General features: G+C 67.2%; 12 protein-coding genes. 10 read left to right on the plus strand and 2 right to left on the minus strand.

Going from position 1 to position 12,716, the window contains the following annotated elements; all coding sequences use genetic code 11:
- Positions 1–141: 141 nt before the first annotated feature.
- The 5 genes from AB0L82_RS14170 (at position 142) to AB0L82_RS14190 (ending at position 5,162) form a co-directional block, all read left to right on the plus strand.
- Complete coding sequence (locus tag AB0L82_RS14170; RefSeq protein WP_364635210.1) at positions 142–1,248, plus strand: LLM class flavin-dependent oxidoreductase; 1,107 nt, start codon at positions 142–144, stop codon at positions 1,246–1,248.
- Complete coding sequence (locus AB0L82_RS14175) at positions 1,245–2,606, plus strand: NtaA/DmoA family FMN-dependent monooxygenase (protein WP_364635213.1); 1,362 nt, start codon at positions 1,245–1,247, stop codon at positions 2,604–2,606. The genes AB0L82_RS14170 and AB0L82_RS14175 overlap by 4 nt, the downstream gene beginning before the upstream one ends.
- A 138-nt stretch (positions 2,607–2,744) precedes the next feature.
- Positions 2,745–3,578: a GntR family transcriptional regulator gene (locus tag AB0L82_RS14180; RefSeq protein ID WP_364635216.1), complete on the plus strand. Its 834-nt coding sequence runs from the start codon at positions 2,745–2,747 to the stop codon at positions 3,576–3,578.
- Positions 3,579–3,591: 13 nt separating this feature from the next.
- On the plus strand, positions 3,592–5,016 hold the full coding sequence (locus AB0L82_RS14185) for an amidase (protein WP_364635219.1): 1,425 nt from the start codon (positions 3,592–3,594) through the stop codon (positions 5,014–5,016).
- Positions 5,013–5,162, plus strand: a complete 150-nt coding sequence (locus AB0L82_RS14190) for a hypothetical protein (RefSeq protein WP_364635222.1) — start codon at positions 5,013–5,015, stop codon at positions 5,160–5,162. Before AB0L82_RS14185 ends, AB0L82_RS14190 begins: the two co-directional genes overlap by 4 nt.
- On the opposite strand, the gene AB0L82_RS14195 is transcribed toward AB0L82_RS14190, so the two are convergent.
- Positions 5,155–6,159 (minus strand): helix-turn-helix domain-containing protein, encoded by a 1,005-nt coding sequence (locus tag AB0L82_RS14195; protein WP_364635225.1) that lies wholly within the window; start codon positions 6,157–6,159, stop codon positions 5,155–5,157. The genes AB0L82_RS14190 and AB0L82_RS14195 overlap by 8 nt on opposite strands.
- A 122-nt stretch (positions 6,160–6,281) precedes the next feature.
- Between AB0L82_RS14195 and AB0L82_RS14200 the strand changes: the two genes are divergently transcribed.
- From AB0L82_RS14200 to AB0L82_RS14215, 4 genes are all read left to right on the plus strand, one after another.
- On the plus strand, positions 6,282–6,785 hold the full coding sequence (locus tag AB0L82_RS14200; protein ID WP_364635228.1) for a hypothetical protein: 504 nt from the start codon (positions 6,282–6,284) through the stop codon (positions 6,783–6,785).
- Positions 6,786–6,894: 109 nt separating this feature from the next.
- On the plus strand, positions 6,895–8,238 hold the full coding sequence (locus AB0L82_RS14205; RefSeq protein WP_364635231.1) for a TIGR01777 family oxidoreductase: 1,344 nt from the start codon (positions 6,895–6,897) through the stop codon (positions 8,236–8,238).
- A 172-nt stretch (positions 8,239–8,410) separates the two neighbouring features.
- Positions 8,411–10,351, plus strand: a complete 1,941-nt coding sequence (gene asnB / locus AB0L82_RS14210; protein ID WP_364635234.1) for an asparagine synthase (glutamine-hydrolyzing) — start codon at positions 8,411–8,413, stop codon at positions 10,349–10,351.
- The gene (locus AB0L82_RS14215; RefSeq protein WP_364635237.1) at positions 10,348–11,562 is read left to right on the plus strand and encodes a cytochrome P450; all 1,215 of its coding nucleotides are present in this window, start codon (positions 10,348–10,350) and stop codon (positions 11,560–11,562) included. The genes asnB and AB0L82_RS14215 overlap by 4 nt, the downstream gene beginning before the upstream one ends.
- Before the next feature lie 11 nt (positions 11,563–11,573).
- Here AB0L82_RS14215 and AB0L82_RS14220 read toward each other — a convergent pair whose 3' ends face one another.
- The gene (locus tag AB0L82_RS14220) at positions 11,574–11,900 is read right to left on the minus strand and encodes a hypothetical protein (RefSeq protein ID WP_364635240.1); all 327 of its coding nucleotides are present in this window, start codon (positions 11,898–11,900) and stop codon (positions 11,574–11,576) included.
- Positions 11,901–12,096: 196 nt separating this feature from the next.
- On the opposite strand from AB0L82_RS14220, the gene AB0L82_RS14225 reads away from it, so the two are divergent.
- Complete coding sequence (locus AB0L82_RS14225) at positions 12,097–12,603, plus strand: hypothetical protein (protein WP_364635242.1); 507 nt, start codon at positions 12,097–12,099, stop codon at positions 12,601–12,603.
- The last annotated feature ends 113 nt before the right edge of the window (positions 12,604–12,716 follow it).

The following is a 12,716-nucleotide window of genomic DNA, read 5'->3' on the forward strand; positions in this document are numbered from 1 at the left end:
TGATCGATTGTGCGCCCTCCGGACACACAAGAACCACCAATTTTAGCTGTCCCCCGCCGAACCCCACGGTCAGGGGCACCCGGCCGGTGCGAGCGGTTCGGATCACAGTGATGGCAACCGTGGTGGATGCCGCGAGGTTCGATGAGCATCGAACGCATGGGCAGCGAAAGTGAAGTCCGGAAGAGCCTGTTCGCGCTGGGGATCGAGCTCGACGGCGAGGGGTATCACCCGGGTGCGTGGCGACGCGCCGACCATGAGCCGGAGCGGTTACTCGGTCCACAGGTATTGCGAGCGCGGGTGGCTGCGGCGGAGAACGCGGGGTTCACCTTCGCGAGCTTCGACGATTCGATCACACCGCCGGCGATCGGTGGACGGATCGATGCGGTGACTCGCGCCGGGTTCGTCGCGGCCGTTACCAGCACGCTCGGGCTGGTACCCGTGGTCGCGGCTACCTATGCCGAGCCGTTCCATATCTCCTCGCAGTTGGCGAGCTTGGACTACGCATCCCGTGGACGTGCGGGGTGGCTGGCCGCCGACGATCCGGGTTCGGCCCGCACCTGGGGTGCCACACCGCGGGTTGGCGATGCGGACATCAGGCGGGAGCGGGTGGATTCCATCGAGGTGGCGCGGCGGCTGTGGGATTCGTGGGAGGACGACGCGGTTGTCCGGGATTACGCGGCGGGGAAGTTCCTGAACCGGGATCGGTTGCATCACATCGATTTCATCGGGGAGACGTTCTCGGTGAAGGGGCCGGCCATCGTGCCGCGGCCGCCGCAGGGGCAGGTGGTCGTATTCGGTTATGACACAGCGGGATCCGGTATCGATGTGGCGCTGGTGAGCGGTGCGACGGTGGCGGAGACGCTGGCGGCGGTGCGGCACGCACGCGAGGCCGGTGTGCCGAGGGTCCTGGTCGATCTCGCCGTCGCTCTGGATATCCCCGGTGCGAGCGCGAGCGAGCGGCTCGCCGAGCTCGACGATAATACCGTCGCGGATCACGCCGCGCGACTGCACTTTTCGGGAGGCACGGCCGATCTCATCGCGCTGTTGACCGAGCTGTCCGCGCATACCGATGGCGTGCGCCTGCATCTCGCGGTGATCGATGAGGACCTGCCCGTCCTGGCGCATTACGTCCTGCCCGCCCTGCTGCGCGCGGGTATCGCGCATCGCCCGGTGCCCGGTTCGACGCTGCGCGCGAATCTGCGGCTCCCCCGTCCCGCCAACCGTTACGCGAAGGAGCTCACCCGATGAGCGAGGTCCGCTTCCCTGCTGCCCGAGTGCATTTCGGTGTCTTCTTCCAGGGCGTCAATCACCACACCATCTGGTCCCATCCCAGCAGTGGTTCGCAGATCGATTTCGAAACCTTCCGCCGCGTCGCGACCACCGCCGAACGCGGGCTGTTCGACGCCTTCTTCCTCGGCGAGGGATTGCGGCTGCGGGAACAGGACGGGCAACTCCTGGACACCGATATCGCGGGCCGCCCCGATGCCATCACCCAGCTTGCCGCGCTGGCGGGTATCACCGACCGCATCGGCCTGGTCGCCACCCAGAACACCACCTACAACGAGCCCGCCGACCTGGCACGGCGACTATCCGGACTCGATGTGATCTCCGGCGGTCGCGCCGGGTGGAACGTCGTCACCACCGATAACGCGTGGACCGGCGAAAACTTCAGGCGCGGTGGGTTTCTGGATCATGCCCACCGCTACGACCGTGCCGCGGAGTTCCTGAGCACCGCCCGCGAGATCTGGGATTCCTGGTCCGACAACGCCATTGCGTCCTCGCGCCGCGACTCATCTTGGCTGACACCGGGTTCGGTGCGCACCGTCGAACGCGAGACCGAGCATTTCCGGGTGTCCATCACCCCGACCCTGCCGCGTAGTGCGCAGGGCCACCCGGTGATCTTCCAGGCCGGAGTCTCACCGCAGGGCCGCGATTTCGCGGCCGCGCACGCCGAAGTCATCTTCTCCCCCTTCGGAACCAATTTCGATCCCGCCCTCGATTTCGCCGACGATATTCGCGCGCGACTGGTGGCGGCCGGTCGCCCCGCCGATGACATCCGCATCCTGCCCGGCACCCAGATCGTGCTGGCCGAGCGGGAATCGGAGGTCGAGGAGAAGAAGCGCTGGGTGCTCGAACAGCAGATCACCGGTGCGACCGCGCTCTCGCTGGCGGGTCAGGTCTGGGGCCGCGATCTCTCGCACCTGGATCCGGACGGGCCGCTGCCCGCCGAGGACGCCGAGCAGTCGGTGATCTCGGGCACCCGCGGCGCACAGCGCGACGGACAGGACCGCGGCGCGCTTGTCGCGCAGTGGCGCGCGCTCGCAGAATCCCGCAATCTCACGCTGCGCCAGGTGGCCATCGAAACCACCGCGCGATTCGGCTTCTCCGGTACCCCCGGACAGGTTGCCGACGAATTGACCCGCTGGGTCCGGCACGGCGCCAGCGATGGTTTCAATATCACCCCGTATCTGGTGCCGACCGGCCTGGACGACATCGTGAACCTGCTCGTTCCGGAATTGCAGGAACGCGGTTCGTACCCGGCCGCCTACGAGGGCACGACCCTCCGCGAACATCTCGGATTGCGACCGCCGCTCACCCGACGTTGACGGTTCTGCCCCGCGAATCTCTCGCGGGGCAGACTCTTTTCGCAGGTCAAAGCCCACTCCGTCGCGCTGTTCGGCCGCGTAACTGGACCTTTACGGCAACTACTTGTCGCGTAACCTGCCCCTGGGCACAGTACGACTATGTCCTCCAGCGAACAGCGCCCCAGCCGAACCGGTGCACCCGATACCGCACTGGAACGCACCCTGTTCGGCGCGCAGGTACGGGAGTGTCTGCCCGCCTCCTCCCAGCTGATTGCCCGGCGGTTGCACGATCTGCTCCGCGCCGCCCTGCGCGATGGCGCTTTCGCTTCCGGCAGGCTGCCGAGCGAAGCCGAATTGATGGCCCAGTATCAAGCCTCGCGTGATGTGGTCCGCGAGGCGCTCGATCTGCTGCGCAATGCCGGATTGATCGAGCGGCGGCGCGGTGTGGGCACCGTGCCGGTCCGCGCGGAATACCTTGTCGCGGGCGCACTTCCACCCGAGGGCCGTTCGCTCGAGGAGCATCTGGCGCTGGGCCGGATATCCCCGCGCCTGCTGCATTGGGCCTGGGTTCCGGCGACCCGGGTGATCGCCGACCATCTGGACGGCATCGCGGTCGGCGATGACTGCCTGTGCATCGAATACGTGCTGCTGCTCGATCAGCGGCCGATCGGCCTGTTCACCAACTATCTGCGCGCACCCGAAGCCGCCCGGGTCGACCTGACCGTCTTTCGCGAGGACTTCTACTCCCTCCTGCACGCGGGCGGTATCGACTTCACGGCATTCGACGTCGGCCTGCAAGCCGCGCGGGCCGACGACTACGCGGCCGCGCTACTGCACGTGCTACCCGGTGAGCCCGTGCTGCTGCTGGAGCAGACCATTCGCAATCACGACGGTCAGGCGATCGACTACGCGCTGGGCACCTGTCGCAGCGAAATTCAGCTCCGCATCGGGGCCATCCCCCGCATCGATCTGACCGGCACCCTCCCCCGATAACAGTGAGGTATGTATGACTACGACTGTCCCCGTAGCGTTTTCGACGCTCACCAGCGCGGCCGCCGCCCTGCGCCGCCGCGAGGTGAGCGCGGTCGAATTGGTCGACACCGCCCTGGCCGCCGCCGACGCGGATCCCGATCTGGGCGTCTTTCTGGCGAGATTCGACGACCGCGCGCGTGCGCGGGCCGAACAGGTCGACGCCAAGCTCGCGGCGGGCGAACCACTGGCCCCGCTCGATGGAATTCCCTTGGGCGTCAAGGATATTCTCGCGCACGCACACGCTCCCACTACCGCGCAGAGCCTCGTACTGGCCCCGGAATGGGGCGCCGCCACCGGCGATTGCGCCGTCGTGTCCCGGCTCGAACAGGCCGGGGCCATTGTCACAGGTAAGACCACCACCATGGAATTCGCGATCGGCGCACCCGATCCGGAGAAGCCCTTCCCGATTCCGCGCAATGCCTGGGATCGGACCCGCTGGGCCGGCGGTTCCAGCTCGGGTTCCGGCAGCGGGGTGGCGGCGGGGATGTTCCTGGGCGCGATCGGCACCGATACCGCGGGCAGTATTCGAATCCCCGCCGCCTTCAACGGAATCACCGGACTGAAGCCAACTTTCGGCCGAGTGCCCAAATCCGGTGTGGTGCCGCTCGGTTACACCCTCGACCATGTTGGGCCGATGGCGCGCAGCGCCGCGGACTGCGCCCTGTTGCTATCGGTGATCGCCGGATACGAACCGGGCGACCCGTACAGCTCCCCCGCCGCACTCGACGACTATCCCGCCGCCCTGACCGGTGACCTGCACGGAATCACCATCGGCGTAGACGATTTGGACCGCTACGCCACCGGCGGCATCGATCCGGCGCAACCCGCGCTCTTCGCCGATGCGGTCGCCGCACTGCGCGAGGCCGGAGCGACCATCGTGCCCGTCGAGATCCCGATGTACCCGGAGGTCACCGCGATCGACGTGCTGGTCATGCTCGCCGAGGCGCATACCTATCATCGCCGGGACCTGCGCAGCCGATGGAGCGACTACGGCCGCGGCACCCGCGTGATCCTCGCCGCGGGTGACGCCGTCAGCGGTGCGGATTACATTCAGGCGCAACGGGTTCGGCGCATCGCCCAGCAGCGGATGGCCGAACTGTTCACCCGGGTCGATCTGGTCCTGACCCCGACCGGTCACCTCGGCGCACCGGCCTTGGACGCCATCGATCAGCTGCGGCCCCTCGATGTGCTCTCCTCCCTGCACACGCCCTACTGGAACCCCCTCGGCAACCCGACACTCGCCGTCCCGATCGGCCTGTCGAGCGAACACACTCCCCTGTCGATCTCCCTGAGCGGCAGGCCATTCGCCGAAGCGGCCGTACTGCGCGCGGGCGATGCCTATCAGCGACTGACCGACCATCACCTGCGCACCCCCGCCACCACGGAAGGCAACCGATGACCAACCCCGAAACCTGGTCCGCCGCTTCGGAAGAGAACGCCGCGGTCGCCGCCCTCGGCGAGCACCTGCGCGCAATGGCGGCCATGCTCCACAATGTCGACGACAGCCGCTACATCAACCCCAGCGGCGGATACGTGCTCAGCTGACCGGTACGGGTCGGACCGGGCCGCCGGTCCGATCGTCAATGGGAAGGGCCGGACCCCGGAAGGTGCGGCGGTACGCCGACGGGGTGGTGGCGAGGGCACGCCAGAACTGTTCACGCATCGTGACCGCACTGCCGAAGCCGCAGAGGTCGGCGATGCGGTCTATGGGATGGTCACCGGTTTCGAGCAGGCGCTGGGCCATGGCTATGCGCTGGGTGGCCACCCACGCGGCCACGCCGGTGCCCACGGTCTCGCGGAACCGGCGGGTGAATGTCCGGCGGCTCATATTCGCACGCGCGGCCAGGCGATCGACGGACAGGTCTTCGTCGAGATGCGCTATCGCCCAGTGCAGCGTGCTCGTCAGCGGATGTTCGGAACCCGTTGCGGGCAAAGGATGTTCGATGAACTGCGCTTGCCCGCCCTCGCGATGTGGTGGCGCGACCAGCCGCCGTGCGACGCGATTGGCCAGTTCCGCGCCGTGCTGGCGGCGCAGCAGATGCAGGCAGGTATCGATCGCGGCCGTGGTTCCGGCCGAGGTGACGATATCGCCGTCGTCGACATACAGCGATTCGCGATCCAGCTGCACATCCGGGAATCTGCGGGCGAAGACGTCGGCCCATTTCCAGTGGGTGGCGGCCGGTCGGTTCGCCAGCAGTCCGGTATCGGCGACAACGAACGCGCCCAGGCATAACCCCACCACGCGCGCGCCATTGTCATGCGCGGTGCGGATCGCGTCGACGATCGCGGGCGGGGCGGGCAGATCCGGATCGGGCCAACTGGGCACGATCACCATCGACGCGCCCGCCACCTCGTCCAGCCCGTGCCCGGTGCTGACGGTGAATCCCGCTGTCGTGATGATCGGCGCGGCATCGGGCGTGCACACCCGGATCTCGCACGGCGGCAATTCGGGCGAGGGTTGTTCCTCACCGAACACCAGGCACGGCACCGACAGATGAAACGGATTGATCCGATCGAAGGCCACGACCGCGATCACATCCACTGTTGAACTCCCACACTCCGCTGGCCCGAATCCGTTGATTGTAGGCACACGAGCCACTGTCGAGCCGAGGCCGGTCGCGAGATCGTGGACGCGATCCGATAGCCAGTGGAAAGAGATTCTCGATGACATCGCTCGCCCCGAAGCCCGCTCACCGCATCGCCCGCGTCGCCCTGCCCGCACTGGCGGTGGCGATCGCGGCAACCGCCTGTGAGAGAGGTTCTGCGGCCCAACCGCCCACAACCACCCCGCCCCCGGTGGCAAGCGGCCCGGCCGTCTCATTCCCCGCCGCCGACCTGTCCTGGACCGAACTCCCCGGCAGCGGCGGTGTCCGATACGCCAATGTGCGGGGCGACCTCGCGGGCCACGGCCCCTACGAAGCCTTCGTGAAATTCCCCGCCGGAAAGGACAATCCGCGCCACACCCACACCAGTGACCTGCCGACCGTTGTCCTCAGCGGCACCTTCTACGCCATCTTCGACGGCAAACGCATCGACTACCCCGCCGGTTCCTTCTACACCCTGACCGCCGACATCCCCCACCTGAGCGGCTGCGCCCCCGGCGCGGAATGCCTGCTGTTCCAGTACCAGACCGACCACTTCGACCTCGTGCCGACCGCGGGTCAGTAGCCGTTCAGGCGGAGGGCCAGCGACACCGCATCCACAGGTGACACGCGGTGAGGCCGGATCGACACGCCGACAGCGGGTGGCGGGGCGATCGGCGGACTACGGTCGAGGCATGGGAATCGAACGTTCGAGCGTTGTCTCAGCACCGCTGGCCGAGGTGTTCGATTGGTTCGGGCGGCCGGGGGCGTTCAGTCGGTTGTCGCCGCCGTGGCAGCCGATGACGCTGATCACGGAAGCGAATTCGCTGGCTGATGGGCGAGCGGTGCTGGGGTTACCGGGTGGGCTGCGATGGGTGGCGGCGCATGATCCGGCGGCATATGACCCGCCGCATCGGTTCGCGGATCAGGTGGCGGTGGACGGGGTGGCGTCGATTCCGGCGGGAATCGCGGTGCGGTGGCGGCATATTCATGAGTTCGAGGCCGTGGATGCGGGGCATACGCGCGTTATCGATCGGGTCGAGACGCCGGTTCCCGCCGCGGCGTTGAACGCCACGTTCGATTATCGGTATCGGCAGCTCGCCGATGATCTAGCCGCGCATCAGCTGGCGGCGGGCCGGGGGCTGAAGGCTTCGACGATCGCGATCACCGGGGCGTCAGGACTGGTCGGCTCGGCGCTGTCGGCGTTCCTGAGCACCGGCGGGCATACGGTCATCCGGCTGGTGCGGCATACGCCGCGCAATTCCGCTGAGCGGCAATGGGATCCGGCAGCCCCGGCGGCGCAGCTGTTCGACGGGGTCGATGCGGTGATACATCTCGCGGGGGAATCGATCGCGGGGCGGTTCACCGAGCGGCATCGGCGCGCGATCGCGGACAGCCGGATCGAGCCGACTCGACTGCTCGCGCGGGCGGCCGGTGAGGCGGGGGTGGGAACCTTCGTCTGCGCCTCGGCCATCGGCATCTACGGCTATGACCGCGGGGATGAGGTCCTGACCGAGGACAGTGCCCGGGGTGACGGGTTCCTCGCCGATGTCGTCGAAGCGTGGGAGGACGCCACCGAACCCGCCGCGGCGGCTGGAACCCGAGTGGTGCGGGTGCGCACCGGAATTGTGCAGTCACCGCGCGGCGGCACGCTGCGGCTCATGCGCCCGCTGTTCACCACCGGGCTGGGTGGGCGAATCGGCGATGGCGCACAGTGGCTTTCGTGGATCGGCATCGATGATCTCGTCGACGTGTATCACCGTGCGCTCTGGGATGACGCGCTCTCGGGTCCGGTCAACGCGGTGGCCCCGAATCCGGCGCGCAATCGCGAGTACACCGCCACGCTGGCCCATGTGCTGCACCGGCCAGCGATTCTGCCGGTGCCGGGATTCGGCCCGGCACTGCTGCTCGGCAAGCAGGGTGCGCGGGAACTCGCCAATGCCAGCCAGCGGGTGACCCCGGCGCGGCTCACGGCCGCCGAACATCGTTTCCGCACACCTGATCTCGAATCGACCCTGCGGCATCTGCTCGGGCGATAATCCTGCAACCTGTTCCAGGTTGAGCGTCATCATCGCCCGATCGCTCTTCGATTCGAAGAACATTCCGCACATATTTTGTCACACAAGCCAATTCGTCTCCGCCGAGTTGTTCTTCCGTACCGCGAACCTAAGATCGGGTAGGCGATCGCCTACCCCCGCGGAGGAACAGCAAATGTGTGGAATCAGCGGAATCGTCGACTTCGCCGGTGCGGTGGATCCCCGGCCCATCGAGGCCATGAACGCGATCATGCGGCATCGCGGACCCGATCGGACCGCGGTGTGGTCGGATCGGAACGCGGCGTTCGGGTTCGCGCGGCTCGCGATTGTCGATGTGGCGCACGGGGATCAGCCGGTGCGCAGCGAGGACGGCACCGTGCTGGCGGTGTGCAATGGCGAGATCTACAACCATCGTGAGCTGCGGCGGTCGCTGGCGGCGCGGGGGCATCGCTTCCACAGCGGCAGCGATGCCGAGGTGCTGCCGCACCTGTACGAGGAGTACGGCGATCGGTTCGTCGAACATCTCGACGGTGATTTCGGAATCGCGCTGTGGGACATCGGAAAACAGCGACTGCTGCTGACCCGGGACCGGGTCGGGGTGAAGCCGCTGTTCTACCACCGCCGCGGCAGCGCGATCGTTTTCGCCTCGGAGATCAAAGGCATCTTCGCTTCCGGGCGCTGCCCGATCGAGATCGACCCGCAGGGCATGGCCGACTGCCTGTTCTACGGGCACACCATCGCGCCGCACACCTTCTGGCGCGAGGTGAACGATCTCCAGCCGGGGACGATCACCACCATCGATGCCACCGGAGTCCGATCACGGCGCTATTTCACGGTATTCGAGCGCCCGGACCCCGAACGGCCGCTGCTCACGGGTCGTGCCGCCATCGAGGCGTTCGATGAGCGCTTCACCGCCGCCGTGGCCAAACGAATTCCCGAGGAGGTACGCGGTGGCGTCGCCCTGAGCGGCGGTCTGGATTCCTCCGCGATAGCCGCGGTGGCGGCCCGCCGCTGCGATTCCCCGCTCCCCACTCTCAGTCTCGCGCTCCCGGGCGAGATACACGATGAGACCTCGATGTCCCGCCTGGTCGCGGAATCGCTGGGCGTCCGCAATGACGAAGCCGCGATGACCGGGGCCCGCGCGTGCGAACTGCTGCCGAAGAGTATGTGGCACTTCGAATCCCCGTTCTGGTACGGCGGGGTGGCGACGCCGTTCCTGGAGCTGACGGGGATGGCGCGCGAGCACGGCTGGACGGTCGCCATGAGCGGTGACGGCTCCGATGAACTCCTGGCCGGATACGATTTCTACCGGCTCATGAAGGTCAGCGCGAAGCTCGAATCGCTGAAACTGGGTGCGTTGCAGCCGATGCTGTGGCAGCAGGCCACCAAATGGATCGGCGCACCGAGCGGTATCGACCGCCATATCACTAGCGTGGCAACGCGATTCGGCGAGTACACCGACCGCTTCGGACAGGTCCCGCCGTGGATCTATCTGTGGAGCGCCCTGGGTGACGCCATCGCACCGGCCATCACCGGACGACTCCCCGAACCCTCGGCGCTACCGGCCCCGCCCGCGCACACCACCCTGCACCGGCAGTTGCACTTCGAATTCCACACCCGGCTGCCGCACTGGGTGCTGCCCATCTCGGATCGGCTCGGTATGGCCAATGGCATCGAGGTGCGGGTGCCGTTCCTGGATCGCGATGTCGTCGATATCTGCGCCGAGATCCATCCGAATATGCTGGTGCACTTGGGCACCGAGAAATACGTGCTCAAACGCGCGGTCGCCGATGCGCTGCCGAAGCCGATCGTGCGCCGCCGCAAGAAACCGTTCATGACGCCGATCAGCGCCTGGTATCTGAGCGGCCCCGGAGCGGAGCTGGCCGGGGATCATCTGTCGCGATCAGCGGTTCAGCGTTACGGCCTATTCGATCCCGTTGCCACCGAACGGATCTGGCGCACCGCGGTGGACAGGTCCGGCACCTGGGAGGGCGCGGCCGCCGAATGGGCCAGTATGGCGGTGCTGTGCACGCATCTGGTACTGGATCAATTCACCACGGCCGGAATCGAATCGGCCGCCGCGACCGCGTGGACCGGCACCGGAGCCACGGCATGACCATTACCGGCACACCCGTCACCGCTCGCCGTGCCGCCGAATGGCATGAACTCGCGCTGCACGCCTGCGCACAGCCGGGCCTGGCCGTTCTGCTCACCGCCGCGCCGCTGGCCCGCCCGCTGCGCAAGGTGCCCGGGCTCGGCTGGGTGGTCGCCGACCCCCGGTTGGCACGTGAGATCCATTCCGACAGTGACAATTTCAGCATCGTGCGCGATGGCGCGTCCGGGCACTGGTGGGCGCAGATGCTCGGCGATTTCGTGCTCGAACGCTTCGAGGGCGTCGATCACACCGCGTTCCGCGCGCGGGTGAACGATCTGTTCACCCGCGCGCGATCCGAGGCGATGGTGGAACGCGCGGTCGGCCCGATGCTGACGCGGCTGCGGACCGATCTGGCCGCCGGGCGCACCGTCGATATCGCGGCCTTCTCCCGGGTGTTCACCGGACGAATCATGACCGATCTGGTGGGTTTGCCCGCGCTGCCCGATGACGCCGCGTACGAGGAGCTGTTCCGAGCGGTCACCGAACTCGCCGATCTCGGTAAGGGCAATTGGGCGACCACCGTCGTACCCGCTCGCAACGCCCACAGAGGAAAGGCCATCGCCGCCCGAATCGGCGCGGCCGTCGCCGACGTCTACGACACGGCCCCGCCGGATACGGTGATCGGCAGATGCCGCGCACTCGGCTTCGACGCCGACGACACCCGTGGCACCGCGGTACTTCTCATCGTCGCGGGCACCGCCACACTCGCCAGCACCATGGGCCGCCTGGTGGCCCTGCTGCACGACACCGGTGAGCACGAACGGCTCTGCGCCGATCCCGCCGCGCTACCGGCCGCGATTCGCGAGGGTCTGCGGGTCACCAGTTCCATGCCGGTCGTCGGGCGCGGCGTGGTGGGCGAAGTGGAACTGGCGGGCCGGGTGCTGCGCCCGGGCGATCGGGTCAAGATCATGACCTGGACCATCGCCAACGCGCCCGGCCGTTTCGATCCGAACCTGGGTCATATCAACGAGATTCGACAGCTGTGGTTCGGCGGCGGTAAACACCTGTGTCCGGGCGCGGCCCTGAGCCAGGTCGAACTGACGCGTTTCCTGGAGGCGCTACTGGCCGCCGGTCGCCCCTGGTCGATCATCAGACGGCGGTACCGGATCAATACTTTCGTGCCGATGTACCAGCGGCTCGATATCGAGTTGGCGGCATATCCCGGCCGGTGAGCCGATCAGGCTCACTCCTCGCGGGGAATAACCTGCCACCTGCTGGATTCCTCACCTTCGGCGCTCACGGCCGCATTTCTGCGACGCGCCGCAGTGGTGAGTGCGGTGCCGATGAGCAGGCAGATCACCGTGATCACGGCGGCGGCCAATCCGATGGCGTTCTTACCGGCCAATCCGGCCAGCAGTGTCGCGCAGGCGGTGAGCACACCCGCGCCCAGTAGGGCGTAGCCGATCCGATTGCCGTTGTCCCCCAGCCTTTCCGCAGTCACCGGGGTCTCGCGGGAGATGTCCGGTGCGTCGTCCAGCGGTGGGAACTCCACCGCTCCTTCACTTGTCATATCGCATCCTCATGTTCAACCGGGATGTCCGGGTGCCCTTTTAAGCAGGATGACCAGCCGGGGCCGGATCAAACGGGGGGACGGCGAGGTATCACGGTTTGATAACGCCCGAGGTGGGGTAACCCATGGATATGACCTTGAAGCGATAGATCGGCCGGTGACGAGCGCACCGATCCCGACCGGCGGAAGGAAAGCAATGGAGTTCGACGAGATGGTGTTACCGGTGTCGGGGCTGTGCGTGCAGTGGCGGCCGGCCGATGAGCATTTCCGAATTCGCCCGTCCCACAACGATTCCGAGGGTGAGGCGGCTCCGCCGTGGCGAACGTGGCTGGGGCACAACGATATGGCGGTCGGCGCGGCGGGTCCCATCCCCGAGGAGCCGGAGGCGATGTGGTGGGCGGTCTGGGGCGAGTACACCGGGGCAGATGTCCAGGTGACCCTGGATGATCAGACCCTGCCGGAGGTCATGGTGTTCGGCAATCTGTGGATCACCGAATGGCGCGGTCCCGAACAGGAGGCGACGGTGGTGACCGCCGATCGGCAGGCGGAAATCCATTTCGCGCATCCGATTTCGCTCCAGGAGCGTACGCAGCGTATGCGGCACAACCGGTTACGCGGTCCCAGCCATATCGAGACCCCGGCCGGTTTCCACGAGATGGCGCTTCGCCCGGACCGCCGGAACTCCCGGCTGCGTTCGCGCTGACCGGTACTCGAATCAGCGAAGTACCAGACAATTCCGGCGTGTTCGGTGCGGACGGAATGTCGGTGCGTGCGTCGCGCGGTCCCTACGGGGCTTTGCCCTTACCCTGCCCTGGT

The organism is Nocardia sp. NPDC052001 (genome assembly GCF_040680615.1).
Lineage (GTDB): Bacteria > Actinomycetota > Actinomycetes > Mycobacteriales > Mycobacteriaceae > Nocardia.